At 68.3% G+C, this 17362-nt stretch carries 14 protein-coding genes; 8 read left to right on the top strand and 6 right to left on the bottom strand.

The annotated features are described in order from the left end of the window. Positions 1-21: 21 nt before the first annotated feature. The gene (locus A9974_RS29330) at positions 22-939 is read right to left on the bottom strand and encodes a hypothetical protein (RefSeq protein ID WP_220806050.1); all 918 of its coding nucleotides are present in this window, start codon (positions 937-939) and stop codon (positions 22-24) included. Between the two features lie 195 nt (positions 940-1134). On the opposite strand from A9974_RS29330, the gene A9974_RS20200 reads away from it, so the two are divergent. Beyond that, positions 1135-1947, top strand: coding sequence for a helix-turn-helix transcriptional regulator (locus A9974_RS20200; protein WP_370539662.1), 813 nt, complete (start codon positions 1135-1137; stop codon positions 1945-1947). 13 nt (positions 1948-1960) lie between these two features. On the opposite strand, the gene A9974_RS20195 is transcribed toward A9974_RS20200, so the two are convergent. Next, positions 1961-3127: a mandelate racemase/muconate lactonizing enzyme family protein gene (locus A9974_RS20195; protein WP_183005959.1), complete on the bottom strand. Its 1167-nt coding sequence runs from the start codon at positions 3125-3127 to the stop codon at positions 1961-1963. 165 nt (positions 3128-3292) lie between these two features. Between A9974_RS20195 and A9974_RS20190 the strand changes: the two genes are divergently transcribed. After that, a complete protein-coding gene (locus tag A9974_RS20190; RefSeq protein ID WP_183005958.1) occupies positions 3293-4204 on the top strand; it encodes a LysR family transcriptional regulator in 912 nt (303 codons plus the stop codon). Here A9974_RS20190 and A9974_RS20185 read toward each other — a convergent pair. From A9974_RS20185 to A9974_RS20175, 3 genes are all read right to left on the bottom strand, one after another. Next, positions 4193-4543: a DOPA 4,5-dioxygenase family protein gene (locus A9974_RS20185; RefSeq protein WP_183005957.1), complete on the bottom strand. Its 351-nt coding sequence runs from the start codon at positions 4541-4543 to the stop codon at positions 4193-4195. The genes A9974_RS20190 and A9974_RS20185 overlap by 12 nt on opposite strands. Positions 4544-4547: 4 nt before the next feature. Beyond that, positions 4548-4907, bottom strand: coding sequence for a translation initiation factor Sui1 (locus A9974_RS20180; RefSeq protein ID WP_183005956.1), 360 nt, complete (start codon positions 4905-4907; stop codon positions 4548-4550). Between the two features lie 86 nt (positions 4908-4993). Beyond that, complete coding sequence (locus A9974_RS20175; protein WP_183005955.1) at positions 4994-5896, bottom strand: LysR substrate-binding domain-containing protein; 903 nt, start codon at positions 5894-5896, stop codon at positions 4994-4996. A gap of 99 nt (positions 5897-5995) precedes the next feature. Here A9974_RS20175 and dkgB point away from each other — a divergent pair, with 99 nt between their 5' ends. From dkgB to A9974_RS20160, 3 genes are all read left to right on the top strand, one after another. Next, a complete protein-coding gene (gene dkgB, locus A9974_RS20170; RefSeq protein ID WP_183005954.1) occupies positions 5996-6799 on the top strand; it encodes a 2,5-didehydrogluconate reductase DkgB in 804 nt (267 codons plus the stop codon). A gap of 114 nt (positions 6800-6913) precedes the next feature. After that, on the top strand, positions 6914-7963 hold the full coding sequence (locus tag A9974_RS20165) for an NADP(H)-dependent aldo-keto reductase (RefSeq protein ID WP_183005953.1): 1050 nt from the start codon (positions 6914-6916) through the stop codon (positions 7961-7963). Positions 7964-7990: 27 nt separating this feature from the next. Beyond that, positions 7991-8749 (top strand): hypothetical protein, encoded by a 759-nt coding sequence (locus A9974_RS20160; RefSeq protein WP_183005952.1) that lies wholly within the window; start codon positions 7991-7993, stop codon positions 8747-8749. Here A9974_RS20160 and A9974_RS20155 read toward each other — a convergent pair. Next, on the bottom strand, positions 8728-12699 hold the full coding sequence (locus tag A9974_RS20155; RefSeq protein ID WP_183005951.1) for a sulfite reductase subunit alpha: 3972 nt from the start codon (positions 12697-12699) through the stop codon (positions 8728-8730). The genes A9974_RS20160 and A9974_RS20155 overlap by 22 nt on opposite strands. Before the next feature lie 401 nt (positions 12700-13100). On the opposite strand from A9974_RS20155, the gene nirB reads away from it, so the two are divergent. From nirB to A9974_RS20140, 3 genes are read left to right on the top strand one after another with little or no spacing between them, the layout of a single operon-like run. Beyond that, positions 13101-15668: a nitrite reductase large subunit NirB gene (nirB, locus tag A9974_RS20150; RefSeq protein ID WP_183005950.1), complete on the top strand. Its 2568-nt coding sequence runs from the start codon at positions 13101-13103 to the stop codon at positions 15666-15668. After that, complete coding sequence (gene nirD, locus A9974_RS20145) at positions 15668-16066, top strand: nitrite reductase small subunit NirD (protein WP_183005949.1); 399 nt, start codon at positions 15668-15670, stop codon at positions 16064-16066. The genes nirB and nirD overlap by 1 nt, the downstream gene beginning before the upstream one ends. A 7-nt stretch (positions 16067-16073) precedes the next feature. Beyond that, complete coding sequence (locus tag A9974_RS20140) at positions 16074-17339, top strand: nitrate regulatory protein (RefSeq protein ID WP_183005948.1); 1266 nt, start codon at positions 16074-16076, stop codon at positions 17337-17339. The last annotated feature ends 23 nt before the right edge of the window (positions 17340-17362 follow it).

The following is a 17362-nucleotide window of genomic DNA, read 5'->3' as shown; positions in this document are numbered from 1 at the left end:
GCCAGTCTGGGTCCGTCGGGGTTACAAGCCTGCCGGCACGGCGTCGGGATCACGCTGGCGCACGACTTCCAGGAAGCGGTCCAGCAATGCGTCGGGCTTGTTGGCGTGGACAAGGTCGGCCGCCCGGCAGGTGATCCGCGCGTAGGGCGTCTGCATCAAGGGATGGGAAATTCGCTCGGGATTGGGCAGGTCGAGCTGATCGCGCAGGCGCAGGATGGCGAGGATTTCCGTGGGGTGGACGGCCAGTAGCGGTGTGCAGAACTCGAAGTCTTTCGATTCCGCTTCGCGTTCGGTATGCCCGATGCGGGCGATGTGGGCGTCGCAAGCCATCAACAGGGCAGGCAGCAGCCTGTCCAGGTCCGGCTCGCGCCACAGCGAAACCAGCGGTTGCCATGTCGGATCGGCAGGCAGCGCATGTTGCTCCAGATCCAGCGGTTGGCCGAGCCAGTCGCCGATCAAGCCCAGCCCGAAGGCCGAATACCGTAGCGTTGTTCGATTGTGAGGGTTGTGGCCGTCGCGCACGCCGTATCCGCCGCGCAGGCCAGCCATGACCGACTGATGCACCCGCACGGCGAGGCCGGACTGCCCCAGCGCGAGACAACCCAGCGCCAGGTTGGTGAAGGCGTCCAGGTCAGCGGTGGACATGCGTTGGGTCCCCTTGAGGCACTCGATGCAGAGGGTGCCGGAGACCGCTCGGCGTGCAAAGCCGGAGGCGAGGTTCAGAATGGCCTTGGCAGGCTGCTCATGCCTGGCATCGAGCAGGCCTTGGCCGCATTTGCGCATACCCATGGTGGATAGCTCGATAATCGCCTGCCCGATGCTGCCGGCGCCGGACAGGTATTGCTCCAGCAGTCCATTAGGGGGCCAATTGTCCTGCGCCCATACTGCAACTTGCCTGAGCATGTCGTCGAGTCGTGTTTGGTGTGGGGTCGTAGGCATATTCCTTCCTTGGCTGTGGTCTCTCTGTGTCGGAAGATAGGTATGGGGGGCGCGCGGTGCGAACGCAGGCTACCCTTCTTGCTCAGGCGCGAAAAAGACGTGCCTGATTCGAGTTGACCTCGCCGCCCGCGCAGGTGTATCTAAGAACTTTCTAAATCTTTGGAAAGGCGTGGCGTGTCAGCGTCGTCAACCTCTGTGCTTTCCCAGTCCGCCGGCCCCGACTACAGCGAACTGCTGGACGGCCCCGCGTTGTACGTCTTCCATGGCGCGGACGCGCCGGGCAACGAGTTTCGCCTGGGCTCGCGCGACTACGATTGGCATGCGCATGCGCGCGGCCAGTTGTTCGGCGTGGATAGCGGCTCGATGCGCGTGCATACCGACGCGGGGTCGTGGTTGCTGCCACCGCAGCGGGCGGGCTGGATTCCGCCCGGGCAGCGTCATCAGGTCAGCGTGGCGGGCGCCGCCAGCGGCTGGGTGGCGTTGGTGCATCCCGATGCCGCCGCGGGCATGCCGGTGGCGCCTTGCGTGCTGGGGGTCGGCAGCCTGCTGCGCGGCATGGTGCGGCGCGCGGGCGACTGGCCGAAAAAGCTATCGCTGGACGCGGCGCAGTCGCGTTTCGCGGCAGTGTTGCTGGACGAGATCGAAGCCGCCCCGCAGGAACCCCTGCACCTGCCGTGGCCGCGCGACCGGCGCCTGGCGAGATTGACGCGGGCCCTGGCCGACGACCCGGCCGACAACCGGCCGCTGGAATTACTGGCGGCGCAGGCCGGCCTAGCGCCGCGCACCGCGCAGCGCTTGTTCGCCGAGGAAACCGGCCTGGGCTTTGCGCAATGGCGTCAGCAATTGCGCCTGATCCACGCGCTGGAACGCCTGAGCGTCGGCCAGCCCGTGGCCCAGGTGGCCGATGCACTGGGTTACGCCACGCCCGGCAATTTCATCGCCATGTTCAAGCGCGCCTATGGGATGACGCCCGGACGATATCTGCAAGAAGCCACGGTCCTGGAATAGCCGCCGCCCGGCATCATTGCGCCAGCCTGCGCATTTCGGCGATCAGATCCGACTTGCCCTCAAACCCGATGCCCGGCAAGTCCGGCAGCGTGACATAGCCGTTGTCGACCCGCACGCCATCGGGAAAGCCGCCATAGGGCTGGAACAGGTCGGGATAGGATTCATTGCCGCCCAGCCCCAGGCCGGCGGCGATGTTCAGCGACATCTGGTGGCCGCCGTGCGGAATGCAACGGCTGGCCGACCAGCCGTGCTGATGCAACATGTCCAGTGTGCGCAGGTATTCCACCAGCCCGTAGCTCAGGGCGCAGTCGAATTGCAGCCAGTCGCGGTCCGGGCGCATGCCGCCGTGGCGGATCAGGTTGCGCGCATCCTGCATGGAAAACAGGTTCTCGCCGGTGGCCATCGGCTTGTCGTAGTAATTGCGCAGCGTGGCTTGCAGCTCGTAGTCCAGCGGATCGCCGGCTTCTTCGTACCAGAAAAGGTCGTACTGCGACAGCGCCTTGGCATAGCGGATGGCGGTGTCCAGGTCGAAGCGGCCGTTGGCGTCGACCGCCAGTTTGCGGCCATCGCCCAGCACGCCCAGGATCGAGTCGATGCGCCGCAGGTCTTCGTCTAGCGATGCGCCGCCGATCTTCTTTTTCACCACCGTGTAGCCGCGGTCGACGTAGCTGCGCATTTCGTCCTTGAGCTTGTTGTGGTCCTGACCCGGGTAGTAATAGCCGCCGGCCGCGTAAACGAACACGCGGCGGTCGGGGCGGCCGTTGCCGTAGCGCTCGGCCAGCAATTGGAACAGGGGCTTGCCTTCGATCTTGGCGACCGCGTCCCACACCGCCATGTCGATGGTGCCGATGGCCACCGAGCGTTCGCCGTGGCCGCCGGGCTTTTCATTGGTGTACATCGCATCCCAGATGCGGTGCGGGTCCAGGTTGTCGCCGGCGTCGTTGAGCAGGCAGGCGGGGTCGGCTTCCAGCAGGCGCGGAATGAAGCGTTCGCGCATCAGCGTGCCCTGGCCGTAGCGGCCGTTGGAGTTGAAGCCATACCCGATCACCCGCTTGCCGTCGCGCACCACGTCGGTCACCACCGCCACCAGGCTCAGCGTCATTTTGCTGAAGTCGATATAGGCGTTGCGGATGGGCGAGCTGATGGGGACGGTCTTTTCGCGGATTTCTACGATTTTCATGGTGTCTCCTGGGCCGGGCGGCAGGTGGGAAAGCGCTAGATTATTCGCTCGACGTCGCCTTATGATTCGCTATGAATCACTTATTTATTAACTTTAAGTGAATAAACCGGGCGGATGGGCCACGACGGCTGGGTCGTGGCGGCGCTCTCTCGTAGGTGGCTTCCTGTGAATAACGACCTGGCGACCTCGCTGGAATTCTTCGTGCTGCTGGCTCGCCACGGCAACCTGTCGGCGGTGGCGCGCATGCTCGACCTGACGCCGCCGGCGGCGACCAAGCGCCTGGCCCAACTGGAGGCGCGGCTGGGCGTGCGGCTGGTCAATCGCACCACCCGCAGCGTCAGCCTGACCCCGGAAGGCGAGACCTATCTGCATTACGCCGCGCGCATCCTGGCCGACGTGCGTGAAATGGAAGACGTGGTGTCGTCCAGCCGTTCGGTGCCCAAGGGGCTGCTGCGCATCAACGCCACGCTGGGTTTCGGCCGCACCACCATCGCGCCCATCGTGTCCGAATTCGCCGCGCGTCATCCGCAGGTCGAGGTGCAGCTGGACGTGACGGACCGGCCGGTCGATCTGGTGGAAAGCGGGGTGGATCTGGGGATCCGTTTCGGGGCCTTGCCCGACCAGCGGCTGGTGGCGCGGCGCGTCCTGTCGAACCGGCGGTTTTTGTGCGCGGCGCCGCGCTATCTGGCGCAGCATGGTGAACCCGCCGACCTGCGGGATCTTGACCGCCACCAGTGCATCATTCATCGGCAGAACGAAGACGCCTACGGCGTCTGGCGCTTTACGCGCAATGGCCGCGCGGAAACCGTGAAGGTGCACGGCGCGCTGTCCAGCAACGACGGCGACATCGTGCTGAACTGGGCGCTGGACGGCCACGGCATCCTGATCCGCTCGGAATGGGACCTGGCCAAGTACCTGGAAAGCGGCCGGCTGCGCGTGGTGCTGCCCGATTTCATGCTGCCCTCGGCGGACTTGTTCGTGTACTACCCCAGCAAGCGCAACCTGTCGGCGCGCACGCGCGCGTTCATTGATTTCCTGATGGCGCGGTTCGACGCGCCGCCAGCATCAGCCGCCTAGCGCAGCCAGATTCAATACGTGGCTGTGGCCGATCCACACCGCGCAGTCGCGGTGGTCGCGCAGCGACTGGCCGGTATTGGGGTGCAGGAACACGTCCAGCGCGCCGTGGTTCAGTGTCAGCCAGGTCAGCACCCGGTGCAGCTCGGGCGGCGCGAAGGCGATCTGGTAGCTCCATTGCGGGTGCGGACCCACCGGGCGTTCGTGGAAACGGCCCATGTCGACGGCCGCGCCGAATTGCGCGATGACCTGTTCGCGCAGGGCCCAGGCCGCGTCGCGGCTGTCGGCATTGAAATAGACATGGGCGTGCCAGCTGTCGACGAGTTCGGGGTTCAGGGTCATGATGTCAGCCGCCCGCGCGTTTGGCGCGGTGGCCCAGTTTGTTGAGCGTGTCCAGGATGCGGTCGCAGTGGTCGCCCTGCACTTCGATGACGCCGTCCTTGACGGTGCCGCCGCAGCCGCAGGCGGTGCGCAACTGCTTGCCCAATGCGGCGAGCGCGTCGGCGTCCAGCGCCAGGCCTTTCACCACGGTCACGGCCTTGCCGCCGCGGCCCTTGGTCTCGCGCATGACGCGCACGCCGCCGGGCGCGGCAGCAGGGCGGGCTTGCGCCTGGCATTGGCAAGCGGCGAGCGGGCGCCGGCAGTCCGGGCACATCCGGCCGCCGTCGGTGGAATAGACGAGTCCGCCCTTGGAGCTGTTCTTCATGGTCTTGCGGGGTGTGGCGTGTTCAAGCGGCCATTATGCCGGACGGCCAGCCGCCGGTCGCCGTACCGCCGCAGGCCCCTGGACCGTCATTCGTCGAAGCCGCGCGGCCCAAGCGTTTCGGTCAGGTAGTCGATGAAGGACTTGATGCGCGAGGAGATCGCGGTGTTGCGGTAGTAGACCGCGTTGACCGGCTGGCGCACGTCCAGCGTCTGCCGGGCAAACAGCTGCTGCAAGGCGCCGGACTGGCGGTCGGCGCGGGTCATGAAGTCGGACAGGCAGACGATGCCGGCGCCGTGCAACGCCAGTTGCCGCAGGGTTTCGCCGCTGTGCGAACGGATGGCGGGCCGGATGTGCAGCGGCTCGCCATCGCTGTCGGCCAGGGGCCATTCGTTCAGCGCTTCCAGCTGCGAAAACCCCAACAGCGCATGGGCCTGCAGATCGGCGACGCGCTTGGGCGTGCCATGCGCCGCCAGGTAGGCGGGGCTGGCCAGCACGCGCACGCGGCTGCGGCCGATGGGCACGGCGTGCAACGACGAATCTTTCAGGCTGCCTATGCGCAGCGCCAGGTCGGTGCGGCGCTCGAGCAGGTCGATGTTGCCTTCATTGCTGTTCAGTTCCAGTTCGACCTGGGGATAGCGTTCGCGGTAGCCGGGCACCAGCGGCACGATGACGTGCAACATGAAGGGCGACGCGGCATCGACGCGCAGACGGCCGGCAGGCTGGTTGCGGCGCGCGGTCATCAGTTCCTCGGTTTCTTCGACGGCGGCGATGATCTTGCGGGCCTGCTCGAGGTAGGCGCGGCCTTCTTCGGTCAGCTCCAGCCGGCGGGTGGTGCGGCGCATCAGGGTGGTCTGCAGCTTTTCTTCCAGCCGGCTCATGGTGCGGCTGGTGGCGGAAATGGTCTGCTGCAGCACGTCGGCGGCGGCGGTGATCGAGCCGCTGTCCACGATCGCGATAAAGACCTGCATTTCGTCGAGTGTTGTCTTCATATTTGACGTTATAGCAAAAGTATTTCGCTGATACAGGGCTTATTCCGCAAGTATTGGGCGGGCACACTGGACCCATTCCAACCTTACCCGGAGTTTTACATGAGCATCCCTTCCTTTGGCGTGGGTACGTTCCGCCTGCAGGGCCAGGTTGTCATCGATTCGGTGCGCAACGCGCTGGACGTGGGCTACCGCGCCGTCGATACCGCCCAGATCTATGAAAACGAAGCCGAGGTCGGCCAGGCCATCGAGGCCAGCGGCGTGGCGCGCGGCGACCTGTTCCTGACCACCAAGATCTGGGTGCCGAATTATGGCCGTGCCAAGCTGGTGCCGAGCCTGAAGGAAAGCCTGGCCAAGCTGCGCACCGACTACGTCGACCTGACCCTGATCCATTGGCCCGCGCCCGGCAACGGCGTGTCCGTGGCCGAATTCATGGCGGCGCTGGCTGACGCCCGCGAACAGGGCCTGACCCGCCAGATCGGCATTTCCAACTTTCCCATTGCCGAAACCCGCGAAGCCATCGCCGCCGTGGGCAAGGACGCCATCGCGACCAACCAGATCGAACTCAGTCCGTATCTCCAAAGCCCCAAGCTGGTGGATTTCCTGCAGGAACAGGGCATCCACATCACCTCGTACATGACGCTGGCCTACGGCAAGGTGCTCAAGGACCCGGTGATCGGCCGGATCGCGCAGCGCCACAACGCCACGCCGGCGCAGGTGGCCCTGGCCTGGGCGCTGCAACGCGGCTTTGCCGTGATCCCCTCGTCGACCAAGCGCGAGAACCTGGCCAGCAACCTGCTGGCGCGCGACCTGCGCCTGACCGCTGACGACATGGCGCAGATCGCCGCGTTGGACCGCAATGGCCGCGAGGTCAACCCCGACGGCCTGGCCGCCGTCTGGGACTGAGGCGCGCCGGCGGCCGTCCACGGGATGGCCCAACGGCCGGCCGCCGTCAGCAAAACGCCAACCGAGTTGCGGTAAGGTAGCCGTTCCCTAGAGCGATTCCGCACGGAGCAGAACTTGAAATACCGCAAACTCGGCCGTACCGACCTGGACGTCAGCCTGATCGGCCTGGGCACCATGACCTGGGGCGAACAGAACACCGAGGCCGAAGCCCACCAGCAGCTGGACTACGCGCTGGAGCGCGGCGTGAACCTGGTGGACGTGGCCGAGATGTACCCGGTGCCGCCCAAGCCCGAAACCCAGGGCCTGACCGAAACCTATATCGGCACCTGGCTGGCCCGCAGCAAGCGCCGCCAGGATATCGTGCTGGCCAGCAAAGTGGCCGGCCCGGTGCGCGACCCCAAGCGCCCCGGCCACATCCGCGACGGCAAGACCTTCCTGGACCGCAAGAACCTGACCGAAGCGCTGGACGCCAGCCTGAAGCGCCTGCAGACGGACTACCTGGACCTGTACCAGCTGCACTGGCCCGACCGCAGCACCGCCACCTTCGGCCAGCTGTCGTATCCGTGGGTGAAGGACGAACACACCGTGCCGATCGAAGAGACTCTGTCGGTATTGCAGGATTTCGTGCGCGCCGGCAAGGTGCGCCACGTCGGCGTGTCCAACGAAACGCCGTGGGGTGTGTCGCAGTTCCTGAAGGCGTCCGACAATCTTGGCCTGCCGCGCATCGCGTCCATCCAGAATGCGTTCAGCCTGCTCAACCGCGTCTATGAAATCGGCCTGTCCGAATTCTCCCACCACGAAGGCGTGAGCCTGCTGGCCTATTCGCCGCTGGCGATGGGCATGCTGTGCGGCAAGTATCTGGACGGCGCCCGTCCGGCCAATGCGCGCCTGACGCTGTACACGCGCTTCACGCGCTACAGCAATCCCCAGGCCGAGGCCGCCACCCGCGAATACGTCGAACTGGCGCGCCAGCACGGCATTTCGCCCACGCACCTGGCGCTGGCCTGGATCAACCAGCGCCCGTTCGTCGCCAGCAACCTGATCGGCGCCACCAATCTGGATCAATTGAAGGAAAATATCGACAGCGTCGGCGTGGAGCTGTCCACCGACGTGTTGAAGGCGATTGACCAGATCCACGTGCGCCACCCGAACCCGGCGCCCTGATCCCGGTAGCCGGGAACAAGGACTTGCATGCGCAATCTCGACTTCAGTTCCTGGCAAGCCGTGTTGTCCACCCTGTTGGGGCTGGCGGTCATCACCCTGATCGGGGTGGGGATCCGCCTGCTGGTCATGCAGACCATCCAGCAACGCCGTGAACGCGAAAACCGCCAGATCAACGAGCGCCTGCGCACGCTGATCGCGGCGTACAAGACGCTGGGCGGGTCGTTCACCGGCAACCTGGCGGTGGATCCGACCCATCTGCGCGACCTGCGCCGCCCGCCGGCGCAGGCGGATGCCGATCCCGCTGCCGATCCGGATGCGGAACACGCCGCAAGCGCCGACGCGCCTGGCGGCGAACGCCGGCGGCGCGTGCGCGACGCGGTCGAGTCCGCGCTGTCCGACATCATTCTGCTGGGCACTGAAGAACAGGTGCGGCTGGCGGCCCGCGCCGCGTCCGACCTGACGGCGGGGCGCAGCATCCAGACCGCCGAACTGGTGGTGTCCCTGCGCGACTTCATTCGCGGCGTGCTGGACCTGGAGCCCGTGCCGGTGGGCCTGGACATCCCCAGGCAGGGGCCGACCCGCCCGGTGGCCGGACGCGCCAAGAGCGACGGCAATGCCCGTGGCGAGGCGCGTGGCGGCGGCAAGGGCGGCGGGGGCGGTGCCGGCGGCGGCGCCGCGGCCGGCATGGGCGTGGGGATGGGCCTGGGCGCGGGACGGACGGCCGAGGCGTCACACGATTCCGCGGATCCGCTGGATCCGCCCGATCAGTACACGTCCCGCACGTAGCGCTTGTCCGCGGCCATCCGGGAGACATAGGCGGCGGCCGCGTCGGCATCCATGCCGCCCTGTTGGGCCACCACGTGCTTGAGCGCGGCGTCCACGTCCTTGGCCATGCGGCCGGCATCGCCACACACATAGAAATGCGCGCCGGCTTCCAGCCAGGCCCATAGCAGCGCGCCATGTTCGCGCATGCGGTCCTGCACGTAGACCTTGGCCGCCTGGTCGCGCGAAAAAGCCAGGTCCAGGCGTGTCAACAGGCCTTGATGGCGCAACGTCTCCAGCTCGTCCTGGTAGTAGAAATCGCTGGCGGCATGCTGCTCGCCGAAGAACAGCCAGTTGCGGCCGCGGTCGCCGCGCGCCTGCCGTTCCTGCAGGAATGCGCGAAACGGCGCGATGCCGGTGCCGGGGCCCACCATGATCATGGGCGTGTCGCCGGCCTGGGGCGGACGGAAGTGGCGCGACGCCTGCACGAACACCGGCACGTCGGCATCGCCGGCGCGGTCCGCCAGGAAGGTGGACGATACTCCTTTGCGGGTGCGCCGGCCGTTGTCATAGCGCACGGCGGAAACGGTCAGATGCACCTGACCGGGATGCGCCTTGGGGCTGGACGAGATCGAATACAACCTGGGTTGCAGGCGCTTGAGCACGCCCAGCCATTCCTCGGCCGACAGCGCCGCCGGATATGCGTGCAGCACGTCGGCCAGTTGCTTGCCCCACAACCATTGCTGCAGGTCCGCGCGGCGCGCGTCGGCCAGCAGGTGCCGCAGGCCCGGGTCGCGCGTGCGCTCGGCGATCAGCGCCAGCGCGGCGGGGGCGGGCCGCGCGATCTCGTAATGCAGGGCCCAGGCCTGGGCCAGCGGCATGTCGCCCGCGCCGGGCACGGACACGGGGGCATCGGGCGGCAGGCGTGTCTGCGCCAGCAGTTCCAGCACCAGCTCGGGACAGTTCTCGGGCCAGACGCCCAGCGCATCGCCGGCCTCGTAGACCAGGCCTGCATCGGTGATGTCCAGCGCGAACGCGCGCGTGTCCTTGGCGCCGCCCGCCGCGTTCAGGCGATGGTTGCGCACCAGGCGGGCCATGACCGGGCGAGTCTTGGACGGAGCCGGAGCCTCGGAAGACGCGCTTGCGTGAAGCCGCGCGCCGGGCTGGGCAGGCGTGGCGCCCGCCGGCTCGGCCGACAGCGTGGCGGTGACGTCATCCGGCTGCACCCCATGGGCCGGATGCGTATGCCGCGTGGCGTCGGCCGCGCGGATGGCGGCGATGACGTCTTGCAGCCACGCCTGGGCGGGCGCCTGGAAGTCGGTATCGCAATCCACCCGCGTCAGCAGCGGTTGCGCGCCCAGCGCCGCCAGCCGCGCGTCCAGCTTGCGGCCGTGGCCGCAGAAGGCGTCGTAGTTGCTGTCGCCCAACGCCAGCACCGCATAGCGCAACGCCGCCAGCGCAGGGGCGTCGGCCGCCGCCAGCGCCCGCCACAGGTCCTGGCCGTTGTCGGGCGCATCGCCGTCGCCGAAGGTGCTGCTGATGAGCAGCAGGTACTGGCCGCCAGTCAAGGCGTCCAGCGACACGTCCGCCATGCAGGCGGTGCGCAGATCGAAGCCGGCCTGGGCCAGCGCCGTGGCATGGTCCTCCACCAGCGATTCGGCGTTGCCGGTCTGCGACGCCCACAACAGCGTCACGCGGGGCCGCGGGCCGATGATCCTGACGCCGCCGCCGGCGTCCGTCGCCGCGAGCTGGGCCGTCTCGACGGCCTGCATCGGCGCCGCCTCCCGCAGTATCGCCGGCTGGCGCGGCGCGCTTGCCACGCGGTATAGCGCCACCGCACAGAACTTCAGCTCGGGCTGCTGCGAGATCGGATCGATCGCGTCGCTGGTGACCGCGTTGACGCACAGCGCGTCGCCGTACACATCGTTCCAGTGCATCGGCGCGAAACACTGGCCCGGCTGCACCCGGTCGGTGATCGTGGCCGGCAGCACCGCGCGCCCGCGGCGCGAGCGGATCTCGACGCGGTCGTCCGCCTCGATGCCCAGCGCACGCGCGTCGTCGGGATGGATCTCGACGAAGGGGCCGGGATTGAGCTTGTTCAGCATCGGCACCTTGCCTGTCTTGGTCAAGGTGTGCCATTGGTGCTGCAGGCGTCCGGTGTTGAGCACCATCGGGTAGTCGGCGTCCGGCAATTCGGCGGGATCGGTGTGCGGCCGGGCGAAGAAGCGCGCGCGGCCGTTGGCGGTGGCGAACGCCAGACGCGGCGGCGCGCCGCCAGCATCATCCTGGCGCAGTGTCTGGCTGACGCCGTCGTTCAGGTAGCGGATGGGATTGCGGGCCGGACCATCGGCTCGCGCAGTGGGCCATTGCAGCGGCGTTTCGCGCAGCCGCGCGTGGCTGGCGCCGCGCAGGTCGTACCCGGTGGCGGGGTTGGCGAAGCCGGCGATTTCGTCGAACACCTGGGCCGCGCTTTCATAGCTGAACGCGTGGCCATAGCCCATGGCACAGGCCACGTCGGCAATGATGCGCCAGTCGGGCAGGGCATCGCCCGGCGGCGGCACGGCCTGCGGCATCAGGGTCAGCGTGCGTTCGGAATTGATCATCACGCCGTCGGCCTCGGCCCACAGCGCGCCGGGCAGCAGGATGTCGGCATAGCGGTTGGTCTCGGTATCCAGGTAGGCGTCCTGCGCAATCACCAGCTCCGCCGCGCGCAGCCCGGCTACCACGTTCTGGCGGTTGGCCACGCTGGCCACGGGATTGGTGCAGAGGATCCAGCAGGCCTTGACCTGGCCGGCCGCCATGCGCTGGAACAGGTCGATGGCGCCGCCGCCCAGCCGCGTGTGCAGCGTGCCGGCGGGCACGCCCCAGCGCGCTTCGGCAAAGGCGCGGTCGTCGGCCGACAGCACCGTCCGCTGGCCCGGCAGGCCAGGCCCCATGTAGCCCATTTCACGGCCGCCCATGGCGTTGGGCTGGCCCGTCAGCGAAAACGGGCCGCTGCCCGGCCGGCAGATCGCGCCGGTGGCCAGATGCAGATTGCACAGCGCGTTGGTGTTCCAGGTGCCGTGCGTGCTCTGGTTCAGGCCCATGGTCCAGCAGCTCATCCAGTCGGGCGCCGCGCCGATCCAGTCGGCGGCCTGGCGCAGCTGCGCCGCGGGGATGCCGGTGAGGGCTTCGACCCGTTCGGGCGCGTAGTCCGCCAGGAAGGCCGGCATGCCATCCCAGCCTTCGGTGTGCGCGGCGATGAAGGCCGGGTCGGTCTTGCCCGCCTGGTGCAACAGGTACAGCAGGCCATTGAGCAGCGCCAGGTCGGTGCCGGGCCGGATGGCCAGATGCAGGCCGGCCTTCTCGGCCGTGGTGGTGCGGCGCGGGTCCACCACGATCAGGCGCGCGCCGGCCTTGACCCGGTCCATCATGCGCAGATAGAGGATCGGATGGCAGTCGGCCATATTGGCGCCGATGACCAGGAACAGCTTGGCGCGGTCGATGTCCTGGTACGAGCCGGGCGGACCGTCCGCGCCCAGCGACAGCTTGTAGCCGCTGCCGGCGCTGGCCATGCACAGGCGCGAATTCGATTCGATGTTGTTGGTGCCGATAAAGCCCTTGGCCAGCTTGTTGGCCAGGTATTGCGCTTCGAGCGACATCTGGCCCGACACGTACAGCGACACCGCATCGGGCCCGTGCGCGTCGACGATGGCGCGCAGCCGCGTGGCAGCGTCACGCAAGGTCTCCTGCATGGGACGGGGCGCGGGGTCCTGGTCGCGCCGCGTCCGCACGTAGGCGTGTTCCAGCCGCCCAGACTGGCGCAGCGCCACATGGGCCGACGAGCCCTTGGTGCACAGTCGGCCGAAGTTGCTGGGGTGTTCGCGATTGCCGGTGATCTTCACCACCTGTTCGCCGTCCACATGCAGGGTCATGCCGCAGCCGACGCCGCAGTAGGGGCAGACGGTATCCACAGTGCGCAGGCTGCCGCTCATGCTCGCTTCCAAAAAAAAGCGCCCTGCCGGTGCGGCCGCGGGGCCGGACGGGCAGGGCGCCATTGCCCTGGTGCCCGGCACGGCCGGGTCGATGACCTGTCCGACGCAAGTTCCATGCCAGCGGCGGGCTGCCCGCACAGTGACCTGCTGGGCGGGGCTGGCCTGCGCAGGCCGGTGCGCGGCTGCACTGCGATGGTGCGCGCAGGACCCGTTTGGGTGCGCGGGCGAGGGGGCGGCGCAGCGGCCGCGGGCGCGATGCCGATGGCACGCTTATTGCTTTGACACCTGTACCGGGCCCGAGTCCGGCCAGACAACGCATGCAGCACAGGCAACGGCGCCCGGACCCACCAGTCCCGGGCGCCGTTTGTCTTTTTCAAAACCGAACGGCAGCCGGAAACTCCATGAGCACAGCGACTTCTACCCTACCCATGCAGACCCTGATCGTCATCGGCAACGGCATGGTCGGCCATCACTGCGTCGAGCAGCTGGTCGAGCGCGGCGCGCTGGCGCGCTACCGCATCCTGGTGCTTGGCGAAGAAACCCGCCGCGCCTACGACCGCGTGCACCTGTCCGAATACATGGGCGGACGCGACGCGGAATCGATGGCGATGGGCGAGGCCGCCTTCTACGAGCAGCCGGGCTTGACCCTGCGCCTGGGCGTGCCGGTGCTGCGCATCGACCGCCAGCAGCGCCAGGTGGTGACGGCGGACGGCAGCCATGGCTACGACAAGCTGGTGCTGGCCACGGGGTCCTATCCTTTCGTGCCGCCGATCGCGGGCGCCGAAGGGGCGTCCCGGCTGGTCTACCGCACGCTGGACGACCTGGACCAGATCCGCCAGGCCGCCGACGGCGCGCGCCGCGGCGTGGTGGTGGGCGGTGGCCTGTTGGGGCTGGAAGCGGCCAATGCCTTGAAGTCGCTGGGGCTGGAGGCGCATGTGGTGGAATTTGCGCCGCGCCTGATGCCCGTACAGCTGGACGAGACTGGCGGCGCAGCGCTCAAGGCCCGCATCGAGGCGCTGGGCGTGGGTGTGCATCTGTCGCGCGCCACGCAGGAAATCAAGGAAGGTACGCAGTACCGCTACCGCATGCGCTTTGCCGAAGGCGCGCCGCTGGAAACGGACCTGATCGTGTTTTCCGCCGGTATCCGGCCGCAGGACGCGCTGGCGCGCCAGGCGGGCCTGGCCGTGGCCGAGCGCGGCGGCATCGCGGTGGACGGTCATTGCCGCAGCAGCGATCCGCACATCTACGCCATCGGCGAATGCGCCGCCTTCAACGGCGCCATCTTCGGTTTGGTGGCGCCCGGCTATCAGATGGCGCGCACCGCCGCCGCGGACCTGTGCGGGCAGGACGCCGCGCCGTTCGGCGGCGCCGACATGTCCACCAAGCTCAAGCTGCTGGGCGTGGACGTGGGGTCGATCGGCGATGCGCACGGCGTCACGCCCGGCGCGCGCAGCTACCGCTATATCGACGAGGCGGGCGCCTCGTACCGCCGGCTGGTGGTGTCGGAAGACGGCAAGCGCGTGCTGGGCGCGGTGCTGGTGGGCGACAACAGCTATTACGACACGCTGCTGCAATACGCGCAGAACGGCATCGCGCCGCCGGCGGACCCGGCCAGCCTGATCCTGCCGGCGGGGCAGGGCGCGCCGGCGCTGGGCGTGGACGCGCTGCCCGCGGCAGCCACCGTCTGTTCGTGTCACAACGTCAGCAAGGGCGCCATCTGCGACGCGCTGGACGCCGGTTGCGCGGATGTGGGCGGTGTGAAGGCCTGCACCAAGGCGGCCACCGGCTGCGGCGGCTGCGCGGCGCTGCTCAAGCAGGTGGTGGAACACGAGCTGGCGCGGCGCGGCGTGGCGGTGGACAAGAGCCTGTGCGAACACTTCGCCTACACGCGGCAGGAGCTCTACGCCATCGTGCGGGTGCAGGGCATCGAATCGTTCGAGGAACTGCTGGCCCGCCATGGCCGCGGCCATGTCGGCTGCGATATCTGCAAGCCGACCGTCGCGTCGATCCTGGCATCGTGCTGGAACCGGCCCATCCAGGACCCGCACCTGGTGCCGCTGCAGGACACCAACGACACCTTCATGGCCAATATGCAGAAGAACGGCACCTATTCGGTGGTGCCGCGCATTCCCGGCGGCGAGGTCACGCCCGACGGCCTGATCGCGATCGGCGCCGTGGCCAAGAAGTACCAGCTCTACACCAAGATCACGGGCGGCCAGCGCATCGACCTGTTCGGCGCCCAGCTGCACGAGCTGCCCGACATCTGGGCCGAGCTGATCGCTGCCGGTTTCGAGACCGGCCACGCCTACGGCAAGTCCACCCGCACCGTGAAATCGTGCGTGGGCAGCACCTGGTGCCGCTACGGCGTGCAGGACAGCGTGGCTATGGCGCTGCGCATCGAAGACCGCTACAAGGGCCTGCGCGCGCCGCACAAGCTCAAGTTCGCGGTGTCCGGCTGCACCCGCGAATGCGCCGAGGCGCAGAGCAAGGACATCGGCGTCATCGCCACGGAAAACGGCTGGAACCTGTACGTGTGCGGCAACGGCGGCATGCGGCCGCGCCATGCGGAACTGTTCGCGCAGGACCTGGACGACGCCACCCTGATCCGCTACATCGACCGGCTGCTGATGTTCTACATCCGCACGGCCGACAAGCTGCAACGCACCTCGGTCTGGCGCGAATCGCTGGAAGGCGGGCTGGCTTACCTGAAGGCCGTGGTCATTGACGACAGCCTGGGCCTGGGCGCGGAGCTGGAAGCGCAGATGCAGGCCGTGGTGGACCGCTACGAATGCGAGTGGGCCAACGCGCTGTCCGATCCGGAAAAGCTCAAGCGCTTCCGCACCTTCGTCAATAGCGCGGGGGGCGATCCCGATATCCGCTTCGTGCAGGAGCGAGGGCAGCCGCGGCCCGCGCCGGCGACGGGCCATGGTGCCGCCCGCGTCATTCCGATCACCGAGGAGATTGTCTGATGTCCCTGCAAACCGCTGTGCGCGCGTTCGCGCCGCCCGCCCCGCCCGAGACAACCGCCGCGCCCTGGCGCCCGGCCTGCGCGCGCCGCGACCTGGTCGCCAATTCCGGCGTGGTGGCGCTGGTCGACGGCTGCCAGGTGGCGCTGTTCTATCTGCCCCAGGTGGAGGGCCAGACGCTGTACGCCATCGACAACCGCGATCCGAAATCCGGGGCCAACGTGATCGGCCGCGGCATCGTTGGCCACTTGGGCGGCGAGCTGGTGGTGGCCTCGCCGCTGTACAAGCAGCACTTCCGCTTGCGCGACGGCGCCTGCGTGGAATATCCCGATCAATCCCTGCGCGCCTGGCCGGCGCGCTTCAACGGCGACGCGGTGGAAGTCGCGCCGCCCGCCGCCTGAGGCCGCCATGAGCCAGTACGCCATGCCGCCCACGCTGCGCTTCCTGCTGGCCGCGCGCCGCAGCGAGCTGCACGGGCTGGAAACGCTGGCCAGCACCTGCGAGCTGGCCACGCGCGTCAGCAAACTGGCGCATGTGCTGCAGAAAGAGCGCGGCTGCTCCAACCTGTATCTGTGCGGCGGCCAGGATGCGCTGCGGCAGACGTTGGCCGGGCTCAGTTCGGACGCCTCGGCGGTGGAAGAAGAGGTGCGCCGTTTCCTGGACCGGCTGGAGCCCGACGTCACGCGCAGCGCCGGCAAGGCGCGGCTGCTGAACTGCGTGGCCATCGCGCTGTACCGGCTGGACGAGCTGCCGCGCCTGCGCGGCCGCATCCGCGACCGCCGGGTGCTGGCCGACGAAGCGGGCGCAGCTTTCACCCGCCTGATCGCCAGCCTGTTCGCGCTGGTGTTCGAGGCGGCCGATTCGTCGCTGGACGCGGGCGTGACGCAGTTGCTGGTGGCGCTGCTGAACTTCATGCAAGGCAAGGAACTGTGCGGGCAGGAGCGGGCCCATGGCGTCATGGGGTACACCGCCGGCTATTTCACCGAGCCGCAAAAGGCCCGCTTGCTGGAACTGGCGGATCAGCAGAAGCGCTGCTTCGACGGGTTCGCCCAATGCGCCGCGCCCGACGCGCTGGCGGCCTGGGAGCAGCTGGCACCGGGCGCCGGCCAGGTGCAGCGCTTGCGCGACATGGCGCTGCGCACGTCGCCGGACGAGCGCGTCGACGCCGGCCTGGCCGAGGTGTGGTTCGGCGTCTGTACCGAGCGCATCGACGCCATGCGCGCCGTCGAGAGCCTGCTGGCCGAAGCGCTGACGCTGCAATGCCACCGCCGCATCGTCGAGACGCGCGCCGAACTGGACAACCACCGCCTGCTGCTGAACCGCTTCGCCGACCAGGCCCGCGACGATGCGCCGGCCATGCTGTTCAAGCTGCAGGGCCGCATCCTGGATGCGCCGCCGCAGGATGGCGTGGGCGAGGAAATGGAGCGTTCGATTCTGGACCTGATGCGCGAGCAGGCGCTGCGCCTGCGGCAATCTGACGATGCCCTGGCGCTGGCGCGCGGCGCGCTGGAAGAACGCAAGCGCGTGGAGCGCGCGAAATGGCTGCTGGTCAGCCGCTACGGGCTGAGCGAGCAGGCCGCGCACGACCGCCTGCAGCGCGCCGCCATGGACCAGCGGCGCCCGCTGGACGACGTCGCGCGGCAGGTGCTGGCCGAATTGGAGGGGGCGGCTTGAGGGCGCGTGGCCGTGCCGGCCGC

This window comes from Achromobacter sp. UMC71 (genome assembly GCF_014170305.1).
Lineage (GTDB): Bacteria > Pseudomonadota > Gammaproteobacteria > Burkholderiales > Burkholderiaceae_B > Achromobacter.
The sequence above is the reverse complement of the archived record's forward strand: the minus strand, read 5'-3'. Positions and strand labels throughout refer to the sequence as shown.